24 protein-coding genes are annotated in these 21,668 nt (G+C 56.0%); 9 read left to right on the top strand and 15 right to left on the bottom strand.

Features of this window, described 5'->3' with window-relative positions:
• Positions 1 to 35: 35 nt before the first annotated feature.
• From N7922_RS07480 to betC, 3 genes are all read right to left on the bottom strand, one after another.
• Positions 36 to 1,121: a YncE family protein gene (locus tag N7922_RS07480; RefSeq protein WP_263099930.1), complete on the bottom strand. Its 1,086-nt coding sequence runs from the start codon at positions 1,119 to 1,121 to the stop codon at positions 36 to 38.
• Between the two features lie 318 nt (positions 1,122 to 1,439).
• A complete protein-coding gene (gene choX, locus N7922_RS07475; protein WP_263099929.1) occupies positions 1,440 to 2,384 on the bottom strand; it encodes a choline ABC transporter substrate-binding protein in 945 nt (314 codons plus the stop codon).
• 2 nt (positions 2,385 to 2,386) lie between these two features.
• The gene (gene betC, locus N7922_RS07470; protein WP_263099928.1) at positions 2,387 to 3,928 is read right to left on the bottom strand and encodes a choline-sulfatase; all 1,542 of its coding nucleotides are present in this window, start codon (positions 3,926 to 3,928) and stop codon (positions 2,387 to 2,389) included.
• Between the two features lie 105 nt (positions 3,929 to 4,033).
• Between betC and N7922_RS07465 the strand changes: the two genes are divergently transcribed.
• The 3 genes from N7922_RS07465 (at position 4,034) to N7922_RS07455 (ending at position 6,745) form a co-directional block, all read left to right on the top strand.
• Positions 4,034 to 4,963 (top strand): LysR substrate-binding domain-containing protein, encoded by a 930-nt coding sequence (locus tag N7922_RS07465; RefSeq protein WP_263099927.1) that lies wholly within the window; start codon positions 4,034 to 4,036, stop codon positions 4,961 to 4,963.
• 103 nt (positions 4,964 to 5,066) lie between these two features.
• Positions 5,067 to 5,903 carry an ATP-binding cassette domain-containing protein gene (locus N7922_RS07460; protein WP_263099926.1) on the top strand — a complete coding sequence of 279 codons (837 nt, stop codon included), beginning with the start codon at positions 5,067 to 5,069 and terminating at the stop codon, positions 5,901 to 5,903.
• Between the two features lie 8 nt (positions 5,904 to 5,911).
• Positions 5,912 to 6,745: an ABC transporter permease gene (locus tag N7922_RS07455; RefSeq protein WP_263099925.1), complete on the top strand. Its 834-nt coding sequence runs from the start codon at positions 5,912 to 5,914 to the stop codon at positions 6,743 to 6,745.
• Here N7922_RS07455 and N7922_RS07450 read toward each other — a convergent pair.
• The 4 genes from N7922_RS07450 to N7922_RS07435 all read right to left on the bottom strand — a co-directional run bounded on the left by N7922_RS07450 (position 6,739) and on the right by N7922_RS07435 (position 10,023).
• Positions 6,739 to 7,125 (bottom strand): hypothetical protein, encoded by a 387-nt coding sequence (locus N7922_RS07450; protein ID WP_263099924.1) that lies wholly within the window; start codon positions 7,123 to 7,125, stop codon positions 6,739 to 6,741. The two genes, N7922_RS07455 and N7922_RS07450, sit on opposite strands and share 7 nt — an antisense overlap.
• A gap of 188 nt (positions 7,126 to 7,313) precedes the next feature.
• Positions 7,314 to 8,180 carry an ABC transporter permease gene (locus N7922_RS07445; protein WP_263099923.1) on the bottom strand — a complete coding sequence of 289 codons (867 nt, stop codon included), beginning with the start codon at positions 8,178 to 8,180 and terminating at the stop codon, positions 7,314 to 7,316.
• Complete coding sequence (locus N7922_RS07440) at positions 8,152 to 8,994, bottom strand: ABC transporter ATP-binding protein (protein ID WP_263099922.1); 843 nt, start codon at positions 8,992 to 8,994, stop codon at positions 8,152 to 8,154. The genes N7922_RS07445 and N7922_RS07440 overlap by 29 nt, the downstream gene beginning before the upstream one ends.
• A gap of 21 nt (positions 8,995 to 9,015) precedes the next feature.
• Positions 9,016 to 10,023 (bottom strand): ABC transporter substrate-binding protein, encoded by a 1,008-nt coding sequence (locus N7922_RS07435; protein ID WP_263099921.1) that lies wholly within the window; start codon positions 10,021 to 10,023, stop codon positions 9,016 to 9,018.
• Positions 10,024 to 10,250: 227 nt separating this feature from the next.
• On the opposite strand from N7922_RS07435, the gene N7922_RS07430 reads away from it, so the two are divergent.
• The gene (locus tag N7922_RS07430; RefSeq protein WP_263099920.1) at positions 10,251 to 11,273 is read left to right on the top strand and encodes a malate/lactate/ureidoglycolate dehydrogenase; all 1,023 of its coding nucleotides are present in this window, start codon (positions 10,251 to 10,253) and stop codon (positions 11,271 to 11,273) included.
• A 175-nt stretch (positions 11,274 to 11,448) separates the two neighbouring features.
• Here N7922_RS07430 and N7922_RS07425 read toward each other — a convergent pair whose 3' ends face one another.
• Positions 11,449 to 11,688: a helix-turn-helix domain-containing protein gene (locus tag N7922_RS07425; RefSeq protein ID WP_263100854.1), complete on the bottom strand. Its 240-nt coding sequence runs from the start codon at positions 11,686 to 11,688 to the stop codon at positions 11,449 to 11,451.
• A gap of 34 nt (positions 11,689 to 11,722) precedes the next feature.
• Positions 11,723 to 12,049 (bottom strand): type II toxin-antitoxin system RelE/ParE family toxin, encoded by a 327-nt coding sequence (locus N7922_RS07420; protein ID WP_263099919.1) that lies wholly within the window; start codon positions 12,047 to 12,049, stop codon positions 11,723 to 11,725.
• A 307-nt stretch (positions 12,050 to 12,356) separates the two neighbouring features.
• Here N7922_RS07420 and N7922_RS07415 point away from each other — a divergent pair, with 307 nt between their 5' ends.
• Genes N7922_RS07415 through N7922_RS07400 form a run of 4 tightly spaced genes read left to right on the top strand, consistent with a single transcriptional unit; the run spans position 12,357 to position 15,301 of the window.
• Entirely contained in the window at positions 12,357 to 13,565 is a 1,209-nt protein-coding gene (locus tag N7922_RS07415) for a SpoIIE family protein phosphatase (protein WP_263099918.1), read from the top strand.
• A gap of 8 nt (positions 13,566 to 13,573) precedes the next feature.
• Positions 13,574 to 14,155 (top strand): SiaB family protein kinase, encoded by a 582-nt coding sequence (locus N7922_RS07410; RefSeq protein ID WP_263099917.1) that lies wholly within the window; start codon positions 13,574 to 13,576, stop codon positions 14,153 to 14,155.
• A complete protein-coding gene (locus tag N7922_RS07405; protein WP_263099916.1) occupies positions 14,148 to 14,564 on the top strand; it encodes a DUF1987 domain-containing protein in 417 nt (138 codons plus the stop codon). Before N7922_RS07410 ends, N7922_RS07405 begins: the two co-directional genes overlap by 8 nt.
• The gene (locus tag N7922_RS07400; protein WP_263099915.1) at positions 14,558 to 15,301 is read left to right on the top strand and encodes a GGDEF domain-containing protein; all 744 of its coding nucleotides are present in this window, start codon (positions 14,558 to 14,560) and stop codon (positions 15,299 to 15,301) included. Before N7922_RS07405 ends, N7922_RS07400 begins: the two co-directional genes overlap by 7 nt.
• 25 nt (positions 15,302 to 15,326) lie before the next feature.
• Here N7922_RS07400 and N7922_RS07395 read toward each other — a convergent pair whose 3' ends face one another.
• The 6 genes from N7922_RS07395 to nac form a co-directional block, all read right to left on the bottom strand.
• Positions 15,327 to 16,061 (bottom strand): amino acid ABC transporter ATP-binding protein, encoded by a 735-nt coding sequence (locus N7922_RS07395; RefSeq protein WP_317633850.1) that lies wholly within the window; start codon positions 16,059 to 16,061, stop codon positions 15,327 to 15,329.
• Positions 16,058 to 16,831, bottom strand: a complete 774-nt coding sequence (locus tag N7922_RS07390; protein WP_263099914.1) for an amino acid ABC transporter permease — start codon at positions 16,829 to 16,831, stop codon at positions 16,058 to 16,060. Before N7922_RS07390 ends, N7922_RS07395 begins: the two co-directional genes overlap by 4 nt.
• A 5-nt stretch (positions 16,832 to 16,836) precedes the next feature.
• Positions 16,837 to 17,532, bottom strand: coding sequence for an amino acid ABC transporter permease (locus N7922_RS07385; protein ID WP_263099913.1), 696 nt, complete (start codon positions 17,530 to 17,532; stop codon positions 16,837 to 16,839).
• 11 nt (positions 17,533 to 17,543) lie between these two features.
• A complete protein-coding gene (locus N7922_RS07380) occupies positions 17,544 to 18,296 on the bottom strand; it encodes an SDR family oxidoreductase (RefSeq protein WP_263099912.1) in 753 nt (250 codons plus the stop codon).
• Between the two features lie 134 nt (positions 18,297 to 18,430).
• Positions 18,431 to 18,850, bottom strand: coding sequence for an acetyl-CoA carboxylase (locus N7922_RS07375; RefSeq protein WP_263099911.1), 420 nt, complete (start codon positions 18,848 to 18,850; stop codon positions 18,431 to 18,433).
• A 100-nt stretch (positions 18,851 to 18,950) separates the two neighbouring features.
• Positions 18,951 to 19,874 (bottom strand): nitrogen assimilation transcriptional regulator NAC, encoded by a 924-nt coding sequence (gene nac, locus N7922_RS07370; protein ID WP_263099910.1) that lies wholly within the window; start codon positions 19,872 to 19,874, stop codon positions 18,951 to 18,953.
• A gap of 366 nt (positions 19,875 to 20,240) precedes the next feature.
• Here nac and N7922_RS07365 point away from each other — a divergent pair, with 366 nt between their 5' ends.
• A complete protein-coding gene (locus N7922_RS07365) occupies positions 20,241 to 21,443 on the top strand; it encodes a pyridoxal phosphate-dependent aminotransferase (RefSeq protein WP_263099909.1) in 1,203 nt (400 codons plus the stop codon).
• The last annotated feature ends 225 nt before the right edge of the window (positions 21,444 to 21,668 follow it).

Below are 21,668 nucleotides of genomic sequence, written 5' to 3'. Positions count from 1 at the left end.
CGTGTGAAAAACGGCCCGTTACCGGGCCGGGTTAATTACTGATTCAGGGAGATACGGGCAACGCTATCCGGCCCGTTAGTAGAGTGATCTTTATTGAATGCCTGTTTGACGGTGACATACAGCGTCTGTCCGTCGGCAGAGAGCAGCAGGCTGTTCGGGTGCGGCGGCAGATCCCAGCTCTGTTTTACCGCGTAGCTGGTCGCGTCAAGGCTCAGCACTTTGCCGGACTCGCGCTGGCTGATGTAAATCTCATGGCGTTTCGGGTTGAATTTCACCGCCAGCGCATCACCGTCAATCTGTTTCAGCACTTTGCCGCTGTGGATATCCAGCACCAGCGTGGTTTTCGCTTTGGAATTGTCGGTCACAAACAGACGACCCGTTTCGCTATCTTCGGCAATATTCAGCAGCAGAGCCGGTTTCTCACCGAGCGGTTTCCAGCGCTGCTCGATACGGTTGTTGCGCGGGTTCACCACGAGGATTTCGCCACCGCCGTTCGCCACATACAGACGCTGTGTTTGCTCAGAGAAGTGCAGACCGGTCACCCATTTACCCGCGTTTTTAATACGCGCTTTGACCTTCAGGGTTTTCGCGTCAACGACCCACACCAGCGCCGGATCGGCGACAGCGCCAATATACAAACTGCCGTTATGCAGCAAAATTTCACGCGCGCCGTACGGCAAACCTTTTTCGTTGCGTTCCGGGAACAGCGTACGGGACAGCACCTTGCCATTGCTGGTATCAATAGCGCTCACACCGCCGTCCAGCGAATTGGTGACATAGACAGTTTTGCCGTCCGGAGAGATAGCCATACCAAAGTTTTTCAGATCGGTATGGGTCGCGCCGAGGGTTTTCAGCGTGGCCGGATCCAGTTTGTAGACCACACCGCCCTGCACATCTTTAAACCCTTCTGCGCTGGAAACATACAGCGCGTCGCCTTGCGGGCTGAGCGCCATTTCATACAGACCACTCGCCAAATCGCGTTTTTGCACGTTGACCGCGGACGCGGCAATAGGGGGTTTTGGCGCATCGACTCCAGGTTGGACAGGCGTGGTGTTATGCGCGCTGCAACCGGCAAGCGCCATGGCCGCCAGCAGTGCCAGCGCAGACGTTTTCATCTTCATCGGGAGGATCCTTTACCGTTAATGTCGTTAAGGCAGGCGAGTCGCGGCGTCACACATAAAGAAGCGTGATCGTTTTTGATGAAGGCAGGTTTTAGCCCGGCGCAGCTCGCCACTGCTTTTCAGTGTCCCTGTAAGCGTTTACGCCTACTGTTTTTGCGGGAAAATTCCTTGCTGCGCCCACAAACACTAAAGAGAATGAGAACTATACGCATTCTTTTATGTCAGGCAAGAACTATTGTCTTCTTCGGGTGTCGCGGGGGAGTGAGCACGAAGCGAAAGCGCCGGGCAAACGTCTCTCCGGCGCGGAATAATGAGGAATTACAGACCCAGCGCTTTTTCAACAGCAGGTTGTCCCGGCTGCCCGTCGCGGGTAGTCACGCCTTCAAGCCAGCTTTTTAACAGCTCAGGACGCTTAGCCAGCTCCGCTTTCGCCGCCGCCTGCGCCGTTTCCTGCTTGTCCAGCACGCGGCCAATCACCGCATTCTCAATACCAACATCAAATTTCAACTGACTGAAGAAGCGCCAGGCGTTCGGGCAATCACGGGCAAAATCGTTGCGCGTGACGGTATTCACCGTCGCACTGCCGTAGTTCGCGCCAAAGTACGCATCACCGCCGCTAAGATAGGCCAGTTTGAAGTGCGTGTTCATCGCATGCGGCTCCCAGCCCAAAAAGACGATCCACGCTTTACGCTCGACCGCGCGCGTTACCTGCGCCAGCATGCCGCTCTCGCTGGACTCCACCAGTTGCCAGCCTTGCAGGCCAAAATCCTGTTTCTCGATCATCTTCTTCAGGTTCTGGTTGGCGGGTGCACCAGGGGCGATGCCGTAGATCGTGTGGTTAAATTTCGCCGCGTACTTTTGCAGGTCGGCGAAATCTTTCACCCCCGCCGCGGCAACGTAATCCGGTACCGCCAGCGTAAAACGCGCAGCAGGCAGGTTCGCTCCCACCACCTTAATCGCGCCGTCGGCCGTAAATTTGCTGATAACCGGCTCCTGCGCCGGCATCCAGTTGCCGAGGAACACATCCACCTGGCCGGTTTTCAGCCCCTGAAAGGCCAGCGCCACAGAGAGGTTCTGGACTTTTTGCTGGTAACCCAGCGCGTTCAGCACCACGCCGGAAAGCGCGTTGGTGGCGGCGATATCGGTCCAGCCGGGATCGGACTGGGTGATGGTCGCACAGCGGGCGTCATCTGCGGCGATGCTGCTCAGTGAAAATCCGCCAGCCAAAGCCAGCAGTACGAGTTTGCTCACGGTGTTGTTCATTGTTATTTTCCTGCCGGTTGTTTTAAAGGACGCGGATAACGGGCAAAAGCTTCCTGTTCATCCAGCGTTTGATGATTGCGAATGTAGCGTTGCGATGCGGCCTGATGCGGCTGAAAGTCCCATTCCGGAATAGCATGCTGCCCGGCAATACGCGTTAAAAAGAGCCGCCGCTGCTGGCTCGCCAGCACCTGTTCACGCAACCCGGCGACATCCCAATGAGCATCGGCTTCGGCGGCAAACGCCGCAGCAACCTGCTGGTAAGCCTTCTCTGCCGCCAGATTGACGCGCTCATAGGGATCGTTATGCAAATGGAAAAGCTGCGGCGCGTCGCTAAAGGAATAGACATATTTCCACGGCCCGCGGCGGATCATCAGCATCGGCCCCAGCGCGCCTTCAGCAAGGTACTCGCTGTAAACGCCGTCCGGCCCCGTTTCCCCCCGCAAATGCGGCACCAGGCTGTGACCGTCCAGCGGGGCAATCGCCCGCGCATTGCCCTCTTCGCCACTCGCCAGTTCGATAAGCGTCGGCAGTAAGTCCACCAGTGAAACGCTTTGCGCAATACGCCGGGGGGCAAAGCGCGCCGGGTTATGCACAATAAAAGGGATATGTACGGCGTTTTCAAAAAAGGTCATCTTGTACCAGAGATCGCGCTCGCCCAGCATTTCGCCATGATCGGCCACCACCAGCACCACGGTGTTTTCCGCCAGGCCGGTCTCCTGCAACGTCGCTATCATCTCGCCAAAGCAATCATCCACATAGGCCAGCGCCCCGTAGTACGCGTGCCGCGCACGGCGGATATGCTCATCGCTGAGCAGCCCCTCTTCCAGTTGATACATGGCCCGCAAGCGCGCGGAATGTGCATCGTCTTCGACATCTTCCCGGCGCGTCTGCGGCAGATCGATATCGGCATCGTTAAAGCGCTCAAGATAGCGACGAGGAATGGCAAACGGATCGTGCGGATGGGTCAGCGACAGCAGCAACATAAAGGGCTGCTCCTCAGGGCGACGGGCCGCGTCATACAGCCGCTGGCGCGCCAGAAACAGCGCTTCATCATCAAAATCGAGCTGATTGGTGCGCACGCACTCCCCGGCGTCCAGCACCGAACTCATGTTGTGATACCAGTCAAGGCGGCGCTCCGGACGCTGCCAGTCCGGCGTCCAGCCAAAATCCGCCGGGTAGATATCGGTGGTCAGGCGCTCGTCAAAACCATGCAGTTGATCCGGGCCGCAGAAGTGCATCTTGCCGGAAAGCCAGGTGCGATAGCCCTGCTCACGCAGGTAGTGACACAGCGTGGGCGAATCGGCATGAAATTCGGCGGCATTATCATAGACGGCGTTGCGGGAAATAAATTGACCGGTCATCAGTGCCGCGCGCGACGGTGCGCAAAGCGGGCTATTGCAATAGGCAGATTCAAATACCACGCCTTCATCCGCTAATTTATTGATATTCGGTGTCAGACTGACCTTATTACCATACGTTTTTAAGGCACTGGCAGTTAACTGATCGGCCATCAGAATAACGATATTCGGTTTATTTATAAGCATGCGACGTCCAACAATAAGATATTCACGAAAAACGTGATACGTTTATCTCACGCATATTTAGCCCTGTGAAGGGGTTATTTATTTATCATGAAATAAGGTGGATTTATGGCAGACAAATTACAACTTCCGCCTTTACAGGCATTAGTGGTATTTGAAGCGGCGGCGCGCTTAGGCAATTTTACCGCTGCCGGAAATGAGCTTGGACTTTCCCAACCGGCGGTCAGTCAGCGTATTCAGATGCTGGAAAGCCGGCTCAATGCGCCATTATTTGAGCGGCGCCACCGCGGCGTACAGTTAACCGAAGCGGGCCACAGTCTGTACCTGATTGTCCGCAGCAGTTTGAATGATATCAGCGAGCAACTGGAGCGCACCCGCCGCAAGCGCAATGTGCTGCGTATCGACACCGATATGGGTTTTGCCAGCTACTGGTTGCTGCCGCGAATGGAGCGCCTGCAGGCGCTGATCCCCGGCGTGGAAGTGCAGGTCACCACCTCGCCGAATGACTACAACTTTCGCGACAGCAATGCGGATCTGGCCATCTATTTTGGCCAGGGAAACTGGCCTGCAACCCAGACGCAGCGCCTGTTCCCGGAGGTGGTTTTTCCGGTGTGTAACCCGGAGATTAAGCAGGCGCTGGGCCAGCACAACCTGGCGGAAGCCTTGCTGTCGCACCCGCTGTTAAAACTGCCGGAGACCCATCCACAACGCTGGATGACCTGGGAGGACTGGTTTCACCAGCAGCAGATTTATGGCCAGAGCCACAGCGCGTCGCGCACCTTTAACGCCTATTCGCTGGTGATCCAGGCGGCCCTCGAAGGCCAGGGCATCGCGCTGGGCTGGCAACCGCTGATTACGCCCTTTATCCGGGACCGGCAACTGGTCCAGTGCGGCCCGCAGGTGCGTACCGAGCGCGGTTATTATCTTATTTCCGCCAGCAATAAGCCGGCATCGGTTCAGCAGGAAAAAATAAAAGCGTGGTTATTAGATGAGGCATGGGGATTTCATGAGCAGGCAACGACCATTAGCGTAATATAAATAAGCTAATGCGTAAAAAGCATATCGGAAAAGTTAAAATCAATTTTCCACCTTATTCTTTTACGCTAGTGTGTATTAGCACTCCTGAAATAAAGTAAACATTATGCCACAGCCGCTATTTGAGCTACGTTCAATCACTAAACAGTATTATTCCTCAGGCGGAAAGAGTATTTTTTCCCGCCGGGAAAAACGCGCCACCGTAACCGCATTGCAGGATATTAATCTGCATATATTTTCCGGTGAGATCTTTGTCATTGTGGGATTATCCGGCTCCGGAAAATCCACGCTGCTGCGCACGTTAAACCATCTTATTCCGGCCAGTTCCGGCGACGTGATCTTTCAAGGTCGCACACTCGCCAGTTTGTCAGAGAAGGCGTTAATTTCCCTGCGTCGCGAGCACATGGGGATGGTGTTCCAGTCTTTCGCTTTGTTCGACGAACGCACGGTGCTGGATAACGTTGCCTTCGGTCTGGAAGTGGCCGGTGTGCCCCGCGAAGCACGGGAAAGCCGGGCGCAGGCGATGCTGGAAAAAGTCGGGCTCGGCAACGTGGCGAACCACTACCCGCACCAGCTTTCCGGCGGTATGCAACAACGCGTGGGGCTGGCGCGTGCGTTGGTGGTGAACCCTTCGGTTTTGCTGATGGATGAGGCCTTTTCCGCGCTGGATCCCATTATCCGCCGCGAGATGCAGTCGCTGCTGCTGATGTTGCAGGCCGAATCGCAGCGCACCATCGTGTTTGTGACCCATGACATGGAAGAGGCGCTGCGTCTGGGTTCGCGCATTGCGATTATGGAAAAGGGCAAGCTGGTGCAGGTGGGCAAACCGGAAATGTTGATCAACGCCCCGGCCACACCGTATGTGCGCCGCTTCTTCTCCGGCGTGGATGTCTCCCGCTGGCAAATGGCGGAAAACTACGCCGATATCTGGACAGCGCGTTAAGGAATACCATGGCTTATCCATTAGATTTCAGTCGGCAGATCGACAATGCTATTCACGCCTTGCTGGCAAATGCAGGCGGTTTTTTTGACGGCGTTGCCGCCGGTATCGATCTGTTTGCCCGCAGCCTTGAGCAACTGATTAACAGCCTGTCGCCCTGGGGATTAGTGGTGCTGGCAGTGGTGATTGGCGGCTGGCGCATCGGCAAGGGGTTCGCGCTGTTTGCCCTGCTCGCCACGCTGTACATTATTTACAGCGGTTACAGTGAACATGCCGCCATCACGCTGGCGCTCACCCTCTCCTCAACCTTCTTCAGCCTGTTGTTGGGCATTCCGCTCGGGATCTGGAGCGCGCGACGCGCCACCGTGGGTAGCGTGGTGCGAACGCTGCTTGATTTTATGCAGACCATGCCCGCGTTTGTATACCTGATCCCGGCGACGGTCCTGTTTGGCCTCGGGCGGCCACCGGGGATCTTCGCCACCATTCTGTTTTCCATGCCGCCAGTGGTGCGCTTAACGGATTTGGGGATCCGTCAGGTAAATCCGGCGCGTATCGAAGCCGGTATCGCGTTTGGTTGTACATCGTGGCAATTGCTGTGGAAGGTGCAGCTTCCTGCGGCGCAGCCCACCATTATGGCGGGGGTGAACCAGACCATTATGATGGCCATGTCGATGGTGATTATCGCCTCCATGGTCGGTGCGGGAGGACTGGGTAACGACATTCTCAGCAGTATTCAGCAACTGGAGATGGGACTGGGGCTACAGAGTGGGTTGGTGGTGGTGTTGATGGCGATTCTGTTGGATCGTTTATCCGCCAGTTTCGCCCGGCGGCCTGCCGATCAATAACCCCGGGATTGCGAACGTTGCCAGGCGCCGTCGACCAGTTCGGCGGCAGCCTGTATCTGATCGCGAAACGGCGCGCCAAAGCTCTCCATCAGCGCTGCATGGCGGGTCAGAAAGTGCATCCCCTCTTCATTACCGGCAATGCTTTCCAGAAACCAGTCCGGCACCCCTTTTTTCAGGCTGAGCTCGCACAGCCCGGCGGTAAATTCAGCGCGACGGGAAACGTCCGTGATCCAGGAAGGTTGCTGCTCATCCATTTCCCTGGCGACGGTGGCCTGCAGCGCCCGTTGGGAACGGCTGTAATATTCGCGGATCTTCGATGAGCTCCACGCCTTGCCAAAAAACAGCAGTAATATCGGAACCACACACCAGAAAATCGTCATTATGCGCTCGTTGTCTGTTTTCACCGCACTCAGGATAGTACTGACTAAAGTGGGCAAAAGCATCAGCGCAAAAGTCTGTTTTTTGCCGGATGGCGGCTAACGCGTTAGACAGTCGGTCTCTCTGTTGCTGGCCCGGACAGCCTAACGCCGCCGGGTAATCAGCAACAGATGCGGGTATAAGGCGGGCACTAGCGCTGCATTCCCCAGCGTTTGATGGTCACCTTTTCCAGGCTGGCAAACACCACGCCCTCCACCAGTAAACCGATGGCAATCACCGTGACCAGCCCGGCGAACACGCGGTCGGTAAACAGCTCATTGCGATTCTGGAAAATATACCAGCCCAGACCGCCTTCCCCGCTGGATGCGCCGAACACCAGCTCTGCCGCAATCAGCGTACGCCAGGCAAATGCCCAGCCAATTTTCAGCCCGGAGAGAATGGCGGGCAACGACGCCGGGATAAGAATAGTGACCACATAACGCGGCCCGCTCAGTCCATAATTGCGCCCGGCCATGCGCAACGTTTCCGGCACGCCGCTAAAACCGGACCAGGTATTCAGCGCAATCGGCCACATCACCGAATGCACCAGCACAAAAATCAGGCTCACATTACCTAACCCGAACCACAACAGCGCCAGCGGCAGCAGAGCAATGGCCGGCAGCGGGTTGAGCATCGCGGTGAGCGTACTGAGCAAATCCCGGCCAAACTGGGTGGTGACCGCCAGCGCGCTGGCAAGCAACGCCAGCAGGCTGCCAATCAGATAACCTTTCAATAAGGTGCTCAACGAATTGATGATTTTGGCGGGCAGCTCACCATTGCGCATATCGTCACTGAACGCATGCCAGGTTTGCAGCACGCCGGGCAGCATCAGGTCATTTTGCTGCACCCGCGCCGCCACCTCCCACAACGCCAGCACCAGCAACACAATCAGGGATTTACGTAACCACGCCTGATTCCACACGCGCTGACTCAGCGGTAACGGCGTCTCGACCGGCACATTACGCAGTGGCGGTAATTCGCGTTCGAATTCAGGACGGATGTACGGTGGCTGCGACATACGCGGGTTCCTCACCAGATAAAGGAGATGGGCTGGCCCCGTTTGTCGGGAACAACAGATCGTGGATATGGCGCGCGGCGTGCTGGAACGCCTCGCTGCCGAAATCATTCAGGCCAAACTGATGGCAATTGATCTCCGCTCTGACTCTGCCAGGGTGCGGAGAAAGCACCAGGATGCGGCTTCCGACCACCAGCGCCTCTTCAATTGAGTGGGTGACAAACAGCAGCGTAAAACGCGCCTCTTCCCACAGCGCCAGCAACTCTTCCTGCATGGTGCGACGGGTGAGCGCATCCAGCGCCGCGAAAGGCTCATCCATCAATAGCATGCGCGGTTTCATCGCCAGCGCGCGGGCAATGGCGACACGCTGTTTCATGCCACCGGAGAGCATATGCGGCATCACATCAGCAAACTCCGCCAGCCCCACTTTATGCAGAAAATGCAACGCGGTTTCTTTGGCTTCCGCCCGGCTGGCCTTGCGACTTGCCAGCAGCGGAAACATCACATTTTCCAGTACCGTCTTCCACGGCGGCAACTGATCGAACTCCTGAAACACCATCATCCGTTCCGGGCCAGGGGAGGTAATGACCGAACCTGCCAGCGAGAGTTGCCCACTGCGTGGCGTGAGGAAACCGCCAGCGGCCTTCAGCAGGCTCGACTTCCCGCAACCGGACGGCCCAAGCAGGATAAAGCGATCGCCCGGCCAGACATCAAAACTGACATCATGGGTGGCGCGCACCTGGCGCTCGCGCGTGCGGTATTCAATATTCACGTTGCTGACCTGCAACAAGGGGCCGTCACTCGGATGCATTGTCATCGGTGTCTCCTGCGTTGCCGCTTAACTGCCTGGGTTTTCCCACGCCTCGTTGAAGAAATAGTCTTTCCACGAGCTGGCTCTGTTTTTCAGTACCCCCAGTTCATGGAGCTTTTCGGCATACACGCCGGTACGTTCCGGGGAGACGGTGAAGCTTATCTCGGGATCGTTAACAATTTTCTGCACCAGCGGTAATGGCAGGCGGGATTTTTCGACGCGAATATAGGTTTCCGCTGCTGCATTTTTGTCGGCATTAATGATTTTCGCCGCTTCGTTCAGCGCGCGATAAAATGCCTGATAGGTTTTTGGATTCTCATCGTGGAATTTCTCAGTGGTATAAAGCACATTAAATGTTGCCTGCCCGCCTAAGACATCATAGGAGCTGAGAATTTTATGCACATTATCATGTTCCAGCGCCTGATACTGAAACGGCGGGCTGGAGAAATGGGTGGTAATTTCCGACCCTCCGGCAATTAATGCCGCGCTGGCATCCGGGTGCGGAAGGCTGACGCTAATTTTATCAAAACGTTTAAAATCGGCATCACCATATAATTTAGCGGTTTCAATCTGTAATGTCCGTGACTGAAAACCGACGCCAGCAGCCGGTACGGCAATTCGATCTTTATCGCTCAAATCTTTAATGCTTTTTACCGCCGGATTATTACTCAATAAATAGTTGGGCATCGATCCCAGCGAAGCAATGGCTTTGACATTTTGCTTCCCTTTGGTGCGGTCCCACAGCGTCAGCAGCGGCGGTACGCCGGCTGACGCAACATCTAACGCACCGGAGAGCAGGGCTTCATTCATGCCGGTGGCACCGGATATGGTGCGCCAGTCGACGGTGATATCCAGCCCCGCTTTTTTCCCCTCTTTTTCGATCAGTTGCTGGTCGCGCACCACGTCCAGAATTAAATAACCAATACCAAACTGCTGTGCAATGCTGATTTTCCCTTCGGCGAATACAGAATGGCTCACGCCACTTAATGTAAAAATTGCCAGCGCTCCGGCAAGCGTCCTGTTCAATGTGTTCATGCCTGTCCCCAGAATATCATTGTTATCAGCAGAAAATGATTGGCTGGCGGGGAAGCAAAAGGAAATGATTTAATCAGCAATGCTTAGTTGAAAATTAAAAATAGCTTTTCCCTCGCGGCATTATTCAATAAATGGCAAAGGATAGTTATTTTTAATGGTTATGTAACAAATATATCGTCGTTATAGTCGAAAACACCTCTTTATTATCCTCTATGAGTACAGGGATTATGCCTCTATTTTCACATCAACATTTGCGCGTATTGCTGCAACAGCAGCTGGTGCGGGTGAATACCGCACCGGAGATCGCGAAAAAAGTTGCGGATAACCTGGTGGAAGCCTCGTTAAAAGGCCACGATTCCCATGGTGTGACGCTGCTGCCCCGCTATATCCGCGCGATTCTGGCAGGCGATCTTAACGCCAATGCTGAACTGAAAACCGTGCGTGACGCCGGGCCAATCCTCTCCTTTCAGGGCGAACACGGGTTTGGTCAGTTGCTCGGTGAACAGGCGATGACGGCCGGTATTGAGCGCGTCCGGCAATTTGGCGTGGCGATTGTCGGTCTGGCGAATTCACACCATCTTGGACGTATTGGCGCGTGGGCGGAACAGGTCGCCGACGCCGGGCTGGTATCGATCCATTTTGCCAACGTCGCCGCCCCATCGGCGGTGTTGCCGTTCGAGGGACTGCGACCCCGGCTTGGCACCAATCCCTTTTGCGTCGGTATCCCGTTACAGAACCGCCCGCCAGTGGTGCTGGATTTCGCCACCAGCGCCATCGCCGGGAATAAAGCCCGCGTGGCCTGGAATGAAGGCCGGCCAATTCCTGAAGGCTGCGCGGTAGACGCCAACGGCCAGCCGACCACCGATCCCGGTGTATTAATGACCGAACCCCGTGGTGCACTGCTGCCCTTTGGCGGTCATAAAGGTGCGGGGCTGTCGCTGATTTGCAGCCTGCTCGGTGCCGCGCTGACCGGCGGCGAAACGGAAAGCCATCAAATTCCTCCCCGCGCGGGCATTATCAACAACATGTTGTCGATTCTGTTTGACCCGCAGCGTTTGGGCGCAGGCGAGCACTATCAGCAGGAACTTCTGGCGCAGGTGGACTGGGTGCGCAACGATCAGCAAGGCCGCGATGTGCAGATCCCGGGAGAGCCGGAACGGCGCGCTTATGCCCGTCGTCAGCAGGAAGGCATTCACATTGATGAGGTGAGCTGGGGTGAGTTTATGGCGCTGGAGATATTAAGTGCATGATCCCGCACTCAATGCGGGGTTGATTGTTAAGATGATAAAGATTATCTTTCTCATTACCGAATAGTTGAGTCAAACACTCAGGTATTCGGTACGACATTGCTCACATTGCTTCCAGTATTTTTTGCCCGCCTGACAAGTGCGGGCTTTTTTTTACTTATATTCGGCCTGGCTGCGTTTAAAGCGTAATTTGAGGATGTTTAATGCCACAGGCTCTGGCGTACCGGGCCAACGTCTCAAGGCTCGCTTTAATCACATTGGCTTCCATACGCGAGACAGTCGGCGGCGTCACCCCCATACGCTCAGCCACCTGCGCCCGAGTAAGCCCGGCATGGCGACGCCACTCCGCAAGCATCGCCTGTAAACGCATTTTCCGCTCTTCCGCCTCATACGCCGCCTGAACATCGGGATCAGACATCAACTCTGCCCGCACCGTTTCCCATGCGACACTTTTAGATTTTTTCACAGGCTAACATCTCCTCTAATCTTGCGAACGCAAGCGCAATCTCACCGGAAGGGGTTTTCTGCGTTTTCTTAATGAAGACCCTTAGCAGATAGATTCTTTTTCCCTTCTGATAAGCATACAGGCCTCTCGCTATATCAATTCCCATGGTTCTAATCTCAAATAATCCATTACACAGATGCCGACTATCTGGTTCCCGTAGGGTCGTCGCATTCGCTTGTAACTTATCAATCAAGCGAATAAGTTTTGCTCTGATCACAGGCGACAAGCAAGCAATCTCAGCAGGCACGTCCTCGTGCAAAATCACGTTGAACACGTGAGATCCTCCATGACTCGATAGTAACACTGACAGAAAATTGCCTCAAAAGGCAATTTCCGTCTACAACGCCAGCAATAAATCTGCTTGCCAGTTCAGAAAAACACAATCCGAAAGCTGTGTGGCGTTCATTACCTGCGATCGTTCACGCATCTTTCTGCCCACACCTTAATGGCCGAGCATCTGGCTGAGATTTGGCTTAAAGAGCCATAATCTCCCGTTATTCATCGGCTTACTGACCTGAAATCAAACCGTCACAAACCCGCCCTAATCTAAGAATATTCTCATTATCAGGTTCTGCCAGAACATGGATATCCCGCTTTCATCCCGACAGCTTAACGCCGGTATTTTGCGCCTCGCCGTACCGCACGTAACGCCAGACAATAACAATGCGCAGGTGATGTCGCTGTTTAACGAACATAATGCGTTGATTGGCCTGCCGGTGCTGGAGAACCATCGTCCTATTGGCATGATTAACCGCCACATTTTTTTGTCGCAGATGAGCCGCCCCTTTTTCCATGAACTTTACGATCAGAAAAGCTGCATCGCCTTTATGGATAAAAGCCCGCTGATCGTCGATGCCGATGCCGGTCTGGAGTACCTGTCGGAACGGGTGATCGAAACCGGTGATAAAGCGGTGACGGAAGGCTTTATTCTCACCCAGCAGGGGCAGTACATCGGGATTGGTCTGGGCATCGACCTGATTCGCACCGTGTCGGATTTGCAGGCCAAACAGCATTTGCAAATTATGCAAAGCCTTGAGTACGCGCGCATTATCCAGGAATCGATGCTGAGCCGTTCGCGCAACACCATTGAACAAACGCTGGAGGACTGGTGTTTGTACTGGCATCCGCGCGACTGCGTCGGGGGGGATATTTATGCCTTTCAGCGCAGTGAAAATGGCTGGCTGATGGTGCTGGCGGACTGTACCGGCCACGGTGTTCCCGGCGCATTTATGACGTTCATTTTCTCTTCGGCGCTGGAAAAAGCGCTCACTCTGGCCCCGGCGGAGGCACCAGAGCAACTGCTTAGCCATATCAATCAACACATTAAACAGACGCTAAGCCAGGTGCACCCTTCCGCCGATCGCAGCCAGTCGAACGACGGTTGCGACGCTATTGCTCTGTATGTCGACACCCATAACGCACAGGTCAGTTGGGCCAGCGCCCGTATGCACGCCTTTATGCTCAGCGCAGAGGCCGATCACGTTGTCGCGCTGGAGAGTTGCCGCAAAGGCATCGGCTATACCGATACGCCGGAAGACTACCAGTGGCAGCGTTATTCGGCACCACTGCAACGTGGCGATACTTTTTTGCTGGTGTCCGATGGTGCGACCGACCAGCCCGGCGGCCCGCGCGACATTATGTTTGGTAAGAAACGTATTCAGTCATTGTTGGCGCAACACCGCGCGTTGCCGATGTCCGGACTTTCCGACGTCCTGCTAAAGGCGTTGAAAAGCTGGCAGGGGCAACAGGCGTCCCGTGACGACATGACATGGTTTGGTTTTCGCTGGTAGATAAAAGCATGCAAATAAACGACTTGCAGGGCAAAGAAGCCGTCCTGTTACCCCTTTTTACCCTGCAACGGCAAAATGCCGTTGAGCTGTTTTATACGGGTTATTTTTCTCAGCAGCATATCGTTTCGCTGGGCGACGTTATTCGCACATGGCTCGATAAGCACGAATCTTCCGCCGTCACGCGCCGTAAACTGTTCTCGGTGTTTATCGAGATGGGGCAGAACATTGTGCGCTACTCATCCGACGAGCGCTTTTTATGCACCGGTCAGGATGAGCTGCGTTTTGGCTCTGTCTGCTTCCATATGGACACCGCCCACTATTACCTCGAAACCGCAAACCTCGTGGGGCCGGAAGCCTCTTCCTTGTTGCAAACCAACCTCGAAGTCCTGCGTACGATGACGCAAGCGGAAATTCGCGATGCCTGGAAGCAAGGACTGCGCGCAGAAGCGCCGACGACCAGCAAAGGCGCGAACATCGGTTTGCTGACCATGGCGCGGGATACCAGCGCACCGCTGGAATATCGCATTCATCCACTGGCGGCAGGCAACCTCTCCGCCTTTCACTTAAAGGCAACCTTTTGCCATGACTGATACGACACTGACGCCCCCGATTGAGCTGACCGCCACCGCCGCCACGCCGGAGGTGAAGTTCGATTTTGCCGCGCAGCGACTGCTGCTCAAAGGTGAAGCCTACCCGGAAAACGCCGCCGCGTTCTTCCGCCCGCTACTGGACGCAACGGAAAGCTGGCTGCAAACCCGGCCGCAAACGCCAACGCCGGTGCAGTTGCACGTTGCGTTGAGTTATTTCAACAGTTCCAGCACCAAGCTGCTGTTCACCCTGTTTGAAAGCCTGAACGATCACGCCAGGCAGGACGTCCCCTGCGAACTGCACTGGTACTACGACGCCGAAGACGATATCTCCGAAGAGTTTGGTCAGGAGTTGCGCATCGACTTCCCTTCGCTGGCGGTGTTTCTTATTCCGGACATCAACGCATGCTAGATATCAATGAGCTGTTCCGGGAGGAGTATTCCGTTCTCGAAGATGCCCGGCTGGCCGCCGCCGATCGTCAGCTCACCGCCGATGCGTGCCGTGAGAAGCTGTGGGGGGTCGCCAAACACTATCAGCGTCTGATCCGCGAATCGTATCGGCTGATTTCACGCAGCGACCGCGCGGAGCGTGAGCTAAACCGCATGAACGAGCAGCTCCAGCAACTGGCGGCGCGTCTGGAGTATGAAGCGACGCACGATCCGCTGACGGCGGTATTCAACCGCAGCGCGATCATCAACCAGATCAATCAGGGGCTGACCACCGGCAGCGTTGCGCTGATCCTGCTGGATATTGACCATTTCAAACGCATTAACGACGAGTACGGTCACCCGATGGGCGACCGGGTGATCTGCTCGCTGGTGTCGCGCGTGCGCCGCGCCGTGCCGCAAAGCGCAGCGATTGGTCGCGTGGGTGGTGAGGAGTTCACCATTGTGCTGCCTGAAGCGCGCATTGAAGAGGCGATGATTATCGCCAGCTATATTCATGCCTCGCTCAATGCCTCACCGCTGGAGGTGCTGCCCGGGCAGTGGGTCACGGCCAGTTTTGGCGTCAGTCTCGGCGCGAAAGAGAGCGATTTCGAAACGCTGTACAGCGCAGCGGACACGGCGCTGTACACGGCCAAAAAACGCGGGCGCAATCAGGTGGCGCTGCATGAGGATTTTTTCCGCCAGCCGGCGAAAGCTTGCTAACCTCCGTGCTGCGGTTATGCAGGCATCAGTTGATTAAATCGCTTAAAAAGCGCTGCGCGCGTGGGTGTTTCGGCGCCTGAAAGAACGCTTCCGGCGTGGATTTTTCCAGAATCCGCCCCTGATCCATAAACCAGATGGTGTCCGCCACATCACGGGCGAAGTGCATCTCGTGAGTAACACACATCATGGTCATCCCCTCCTGCGCCAGCGAGCGCATCACGCTCAACACTTCACCAACCATTTCCGGGTCCAGCGCTGAAGTCGGCTCATCAAACAGCATCACCGGCGGTTTCATCGCCAGCGCACGGGCAATCGCCACCCGCTGCTGTTGCCCGCCAGAAAGCTGCGCCGGATAAGCATTCGCTTTGTGCGACAGCCCGACCCTTTCCAGTAATTCCCCGGCGTGCTTACGTGCTTCCGACCGTTTCACACCCAGCACTTTGACCGGCGACATCATGATATTGTCCAGCACCGAAACGTGTGGAAACAGGTTGAAGTTCTGGAACACAAACCCGATGCGCGTACGCAACTGATTAAGGCGCGTGCTGCTGCCGTGGATGTCGATACCATCAAACAGGATCTGCCCTTTTTCTATTGGCTCCAGGCGGTTAACCGTGCGAATCAGCGTCGATTTTCCCGAGCCGGATGGCCCGCAAACCACCACCACTTCGCCCGCCTTCACTTCCGCACTCAGGTCGGTCAGCGCCTGGTACTCGCCGTACCACTTGTTAACCTGATTAAATAAAATCATCGGGATCATGGTGTTTCCTTATTCAGATTGCTGTCGGCAAAGAGTAACTCCGCGTCAGTCTCACGCCTGCCGGGTTGTGCTTTAGCGCTCAGGCGCTTTTCCTCAACCCACCTCTCAAGCCGGTTTGCCAGCCAGGTCAGACTAAAACAGATGATGTAATAGCTCAGCGCAACGATGGCGAAGACCTGGAACGGTTTGGTCAGTAACTGATTGCTCACCTGATTGGCGGCGTATGTCAGCTCCGGCACGTTAATGACATAGCCCAGCGTGCTGTCTTTAATGATCGACACCAGTTGGCTCACAAGGCTTGGCAGCGAATTAAACAGCGCCTGCGGCAAAATCACCAACCGCAGGGTCTTCAGATGGCTCATCCCCAGCGCGCGTGACGCTTCATACTGCCCGTGCGGCAGCGCCTGGATGCCGCCGCGTACGATCTCGGCAATATAGGCGCTCTCGTAAATCACCAGCGTACAGAGCATGGTGGAGAAGCCGCTGATGTTCTGACCAATCAGCAACGGCACGCAAAAATAGGTCCAGAACACCACCATCATCAGCGGAATGCCGCGCAGGGTGTAAACCCAGCAGGCGGCAGGCCAGCTTAACCAGCGCCACGGCGATAACCGTGCCAGCCCCACCAGCACGCCAAGCGGGAACGAAAGGACAACGGCCAGTAGCGAGATAACCAGCGTGCACAGCACGCCGCCCAGCGGACCATTCGGGTACTGCCCCATCAGGAACAGCATGCCGTGGTCATGTAATATGGTGAAAAAATCAAACACGGCGCTTACCTCGCGTAGGCACGTTGAAAACGACGCGCCAGCAGCGCGCCCAGCCCCATCAACAACAGCGAAAACGCCAGATACCCCACCGTGCCAATCGCATAGGCTTCAAAGGTACGGAAAGTCTGGTTTTCGAGATCGCGCGTCACGTAAGTGAGTTCCGTTACGCCGATCACCATTGCCAGGCTGGTGTTTTTAAACAGCAGTACGCTGTGGTTAATCAACGACGGCAATGCATTACGGATCCCCTGCGGCAAAATGACCGATCCCATCGCCCGCATATAACCCATGCCCAGCGCGCGGGCCGCCTCGTTCTGCCCATCCGGAATGGCCCGCAACCCGCTGCGGATATCCTCGGAAAAGTAAGCCGCCTGGCACAGGCCAAGGGCAAACATCGAAAACAGAAACTCGGCATTGAGGTCGTTGACCCACATCTGCACCGACTCCGGCAGCAGCGTGGGAATGGCGAAATACCACATCATTAACTGGATAAGCGTCGGCACATTGCGGTGATACGAAACATAGGCCGCCACCAGCCGCGTGGCGTAGCGGTTTGCACTCAGGCGGATAATCACCAACAACAGCGCGATGAACATGGCCAATAGCCAGGCGCCCAACGCCAGTTCCAGCGTAACCGTCGCCCCCCGGACGATCATGTCGCCATGTTGGCCGGTCAGCACAGCGGAAAAATCGAGCGCCATGAGGGTCTCCTTCAGAGCGTGTGTTCGCCAGGGCGCATAGTGGACAAGCCGCCAGGCACCTGCAACGTCGGCATGATTTCAATGTTGCCAATGTTCACCGCCACCGGTGCGGCAAGGGCAAAGGCCACGCAATCGGCAATGTCGCTGGCCTGCGGCAGTTCAAAACCATCAATAAAGCGTTTGCGCGCATCTTCATGGTCGCCAGAGACATTGCCGAAAATGTCCGTCGCCACGCGACCTGGGCAGATTTCGGTCACACGCACGCGTTTGCCGTAACAGTCGACACGTAACTGGCGAGATAAGGCATGCACGCCCGCTTTGGTGGCGTGGTAAATCGAGTTGCCGTTGAAGTTATAAATGGCGGCTATCGAGGTGATATTGATGATATGGCCGCAGTCGCGCGCTACCATCCCCGGCACCAGCAGGCGGCACAGGTGCAGCACCGCACGCAGGTTAACATCCACCTGTGTATCGATGGCTTCTTCATCGGCGCTGAGAATGGAACCCGGGCGGGAAACCCCGGCATTGTTAACCAGTATGTCGACCTGCAAATCGCTGCACAGGCGGGTGAGCGCATCGAGATCCGCCACATCCAGCGCGTGAGGAATGCAGCCGGTTCGGTCCGCCAGCGCCGCCAGTTGTTCCCGGCGGCGGGCAACCGCGTGTACCGTGATGCCTTCCTTGCACAAACGTTCAACAATCGCTTCGCCCATCCCGGCGGACGCGCCGGTAACCAGGGCGACTTTATAATCTGAAAATGGCATGTTGCCTCTCCTGTCAGGACGGCGGCGGGTTAACGCACCGTCGTTTTATTGCGTATTTTTGACTCTATTCAGTTATGCCGCGGCGGTATAAGACATAAATGGTTTGAGGCAATAAGGGTGACTTATAATCCTGCTTAAGCCTGGCTATCTTCATGAATAAAAAGAATTTCCTCGTCAAACTCCACCGTGTCGTTATGCGACAGCGCAAATGACACGGTGCCCGCCGCCGGGCTGCGCAGCGGCAGATACAGCGCGCCAACCTGAAGCAGCGCCAGTAACTGGTGGCGGATAACGTGCGCGCCACTCCCGGCGAAATCGTCCGCCAACAGCGGATGACGCAGCAACACTCGCCCTGGCGCAGGCGCGCAAAGCGGGGTTCGAAGCACGGGTGATTCAACGGTAGCGACGGGAGCCATTAAGGTTGGCGACGGTGGTGCGCTGGTCATGCGTAGCGACCAGTTTTCGCCTGTCAGCTCAAGGCGGTTAATTGTGGTAGCGCGCAAAGCCCGCGCCAGCGCGCGTAGTTGGCGCAGCGTTATTTTGTTTTCATCCATATCCGGCCCGTTATTGGCAGCAATCGTCGGGATTTACTCTATCCTGCCGCGCCGCCGGGCCTGTAAGAGGGTTTCGCTTTGCGGTAATAAGCGAGGCTTATTAGCTCACCAGGGTTAACGGACGGTTGTCGGGCGTACGGTTCGCCATCAGCGACAACAAAATGGTCTTCACCGCTTCGGCAGGTTCAGAAAGCGGCAGATGATCCGACATGCAGAATGACAGCGAGGCGTACACATCTGGTTCGACGATCTTCGCCATCCAGGCATCGGCGGCTTTCAGCATCGCGCGGGCGGCGGACTCCGGCATAATGGTGCAGCCTAACCCGGCAGCAAGCGCGGCATTGAGCGTGGTTTGCGATTCGATCTCGCTGCTCACGCGGTAATCAATGCCCTGCTTCACAAACGCATCGTCCACCACTTTGCGCATGATGTTGTAAATGCGTGGCAGGAACAGGTCATAACGGGCCACGTCCGCCAGCGCGATCTCTTTCACCGGTTTGTCCACGGCATGCGGGCAAACAAAACAGAGATGCTCTTTCATCAGCGGAATAAAACGCAAACCGTGGATATTGCGGTTGTCGTAAATCACCGCCATGTCCATGCGCCCGTTCATGATCAGCTCGCTGAGAGTGGTGCCGAAGTTTTCATTAAAATAGAGGGTAATGCCCGGATGCTGGCGACGAACCTCTTTCATTAAAGGGATCGCCAGTTGCTGCGCCGCCGTCCCTGGCGCCAGGCCCACGGAGACATTGCCGCACAGCTCCATGCCCGCGCGATCAATGGCACTTTGCGCCTGAGCGCACTGGCGCAAAATAGCCTGCGCGTGCGTGTAGAGAATATTGCCCGCCGTGGTGGGCGTTACGCCGCGTTTGGTGCGGATGAGCAACTGCTGGTTCACCTCCCCTTCGAGGGTGGCAAGCTGCTGGCTTAATGCAGGCTGAGCAATATGCAGAATATCCGCAGCCTGGGTCAGGCTGCCCACATCGACGATTTTAATGAAATATTTCAGGCGACGCAGATTCATGGCGGTCTCTCCAGTGAGGGCTTTATCATCACTAAAGCAATGGCTGTGCCAGTTCTGGTTCGTTGTTGCGCAAAGCGGTCACACAGGCAGCTTATGGCTTGCGCGCCCGATGAAAAATGCGCGCATTGCAAAACCGCATTACACCGGGGTTTTTACGCACCGTCACGGTGCAACGCGAGCGTCTGGTGCATCGTTGCGGTGTTTTCCCGCCGTGCCAGTCATCATTTTGTGTTATGTCGCCACAACAAAGCAGTATTAGCCGCCCGCTTTGGCTGTTCCCTATGCTCAGGGGGTCATCCTCGTGATGACATGCATCCGCCGTGTGCATGCGCGGCGTCCAGCCGAACCTGATGGAACACCTGTGCTATGCCTGATATTGCCGATAGACTTAACAACATTGCCATTTCCGCCTCTGTCGCTATGACGCAAAAAGCGCGCGACCTCGCCGCACAAGGTATCGACGTGGTGGGGCTCTCGACGGGCGAACCGGATTTCCCCACGCCTGCCCATGCCATTGAAGCAGCACACCAGGCCGCGCTGGCGGGCGATACCCGCTACCCGCCCACGGATGGCACCCCCGCGTTGCGTGCGGCGATTGCCCGCAAATTTAAACGCGACAACGATCTCAACTACGATGTCAGCCAAATCATTACCGCCGGTGGCGCAAGGCAAATCATCTTTAACGCGATGATGGCGACCATTAACCCCGGTGACGAGGTGGTGATCCCGACGCCGTCGTGGATCAGCTATGCCGATATTGTGCGTTTTGCGGGTGGTATTCCGGTTGCGATTCCCTGCGACGAAGAGAACGGTTTTAAACCGCTGCCGCAGAATATTGACGCCGCGATCACCGACAAGACCAAATGGTTGCTGCTGAACTACCCCAGCAATCCGACCGGCTCAGTGGCCAGCCGCGACGAGTTGCAAGCTATTGCAGATGTGATGCTCAAACATCCGCACATCTGGATCCTGACCGATGATATTTACGAACACCTGATTTACGACGGCTGCACGTTTCTTACGCTCGCACAGGTTGAACCGAAACTGTATGACCGTGTGCTGACGGTGAATGGCGTATCGAAAGCCTACTCGATGACCGGCTGGCGTCTCGGTTTTTGCGGCGGGCCTGCACCGCTGATTAAAGCGATGAGCAACGTCAATACGCAGAACGCAGGCGGGATTGCGACCGTGGCGCAGGCGGCGGCTATTGCAGTGCTGGATGGCCCGCAGGATCTGCTGCAAGAGCGGGCGGCGATTTACCGTAAGCGGCGCGATTTTGTGCTGGAGAAGCTGGCGGCGATTGCGGGGCTGCGCTGCCATAAGCCGCAGGGGGCGTTTTATTTGTTTGTAAATATTGCGGCGTTTATCGGCAAAACCAGTGCCGGTGGGCGGGTGATGAATACGGATGCTGATTTTGTGATGGCGTTGATTGAGGAGCAGCATGTGGTGAGTGTGCCGGGCGCGGCTTACGGTATGAGTCCGTATATTCGGTTGTCGTATGCGACCAGTATGGAGCGGTTGCAGACGGGGTGCGAGCGGCTGGCGGCGTTTTGTGAGGGGTGTCGTTGATCGGGGATGTTTGATAGCTGTGGAGTTATTTGGCTAACCGTTGTGGGATGGTGGGTGGCTCTTGTGGAATTGTTCTCTGGTTAACAGAGGTGGAACTGTTCCGTTCACTAAAGGTACGGCAGACACTTCACTGGGTTATGCGGTGAACGGGAGAAGGGGGGCTACCGCGCCCCCCTTCTCAATCCCCGCGGCCCCGCAGCGAAATCGGTGCTTCGCACTGCGCTC

The organism is Kosakonia sp. ML.JS2a, assembly GCF_025642095.1.
Taxonomy (GTDB): domain Bacteria; phylum Pseudomonadota; class Gammaproteobacteria; order Enterobacterales; family Enterobacteriaceae.
This window is presented reverse-complemented; position numbering and strand designations above follow the sequence as displayed.

Bases quoted from the DNA above. Each gene is read 5' to 3' on its own strand.
- N7922_RS07380 (WP_263099912.1), bottom strand. From the start codon at position 18,296: ATGCCATTTTCAGATTATAAAGTCGCCCTGGTTACCGGCGCGTCCGCC.
- N7922_RS07455 (WP_263099925.1), top strand. From the start codon at position 5,912: ATGGCTTATCCATTAGATTTCAGTCGGCAGATCGACAATGCTATTCAC.
- N7922_RS07410 (WP_263099917.1), top strand. From the start codon at position 13,574: ATGCAAATAAACGACTTGCAGGGCAAAGAAGCCGTCCTGTTACCCCTT.
- N7922_RS07440 (WP_263099922.1), bottom strand. From the start codon at position 8,994: ATGACAATGCATCCGAGTGACGGCCCCTTGTTGCAGGTCAGCAACGTG.
- N7922_RS07460 (WP_263099926.1), top strand. From the start codon at position 5,067: ATGCCACAGCCGCTATTTGAGCTACGTTCAATCACTAAACAGTATTAT.
- N7922_RS07445 (WP_263099923.1), bottom strand. From the start codon at position 8,180: ATGTCGCAGCCACCGTACATCCGTCCTGAATTCGAACGCGAATTACCG.
- N7922_RS07375 (WP_263099911.1), bottom strand. From the start codon at position 18,850: ATGGATGAAAACAAAATAACGCTGCGCCAACTACGCGCGCTGGCGCGG.
- N7922_RS07450 (WP_263099924.1), bottom strand. From the start codon at position 7,125: ATGACGATTTTCTGGTGTGTGGTTCCGATATTACTGCTGTTTTTTGGC.
- N7922_RS07435 (WP_263099921.1), bottom strand. From the start codon at position 10,023: ATGAACACATTGAACAGGACGCTTGCCGGAGCGCTGGCAATTTTTACA.
- N7922_RS07365 (WP_263099909.1), top strand. From the start codon at position 20,241: ATGCCTGATATTGCCGATAGACTTAACAACATTGCCATTTCCGCCTCT.
- N7922_RS07395 (WP_317633850.1), bottom strand. From the start codon at position 16,061: ATGATCCCGATGATTTTATTTAATCAGGTTAACAAGTGGTACGGCGAG.
- N7922_RS07425 (WP_263100854.1), bottom strand. From the start codon at position 11,688: ATGTCTGATCCCGATGTTCAGGCGGCGTATGAGGCGGAAGAGCGGAAA.
- N7922_RS07415 (WP_263099918.1), top strand. From the start codon at position 12,357: ATGGATATCCCGCTTTCATCCCGACAGCTTAACGCCGGTATTTTGCGC.
- N7922_RS07400 (WP_263099915.1), top strand. From the start codon at position 14,558: ATGCTAGATATCAATGAGCTGTTCCGGGAGGAGTATTCCGTTCTCGAA.
- N7922_RS07465 (WP_263099927.1), top strand. From the start codon at position 4,034: ATGGCAGACAAATTACAACTTCCGCCTTTACAGGCATTAGTGGTATTT.
- nac (WP_263099910.1), bottom strand. From the start codon at position 19,874: ATGAATCTGCGTCGCCTGAAATATTTCATTAAAATCGTCGATGTGGGC.
- N7922_RS07430 (WP_263099920.1), top strand. From the start codon at position 10,251: ATGCCTCTATTTTCACATCAACATTTGCGCGTATTGCTGCAACAGCAG.
- betC (WP_263099928.1), bottom strand. From the start codon at position 3,928: ATGCTTATAAATAAACCGAATATCGTTATTCTGATGGCCGATCAGTTA.
- N7922_RS07480 (WP_263099930.1), bottom strand. From the start codon at position 1,121: ATGAAGATGAAAACGTCTGCGCTGGCACTGCTGGCGGCCATGGCGCTT.
- N7922_RS07385 (WP_263099913.1), bottom strand. From the start codon at position 17,532: ATGGCGCTCGATTTTTCCGCTGTGCTGACCGGCCAACATGGCGACATG.
- N7922_RS07405 (WP_263099916.1), top strand. From the start codon at position 14,148: ATGACTGATACGACACTGACGCCCCCGATTGAGCTGACCGCCACCGCC.
- choX (WP_263099929.1), bottom strand. From the start codon at position 2,384: ATGAACAACACCGTGAGCAAACTCGTACTGCTGGCTTTGGCTGGCGGA.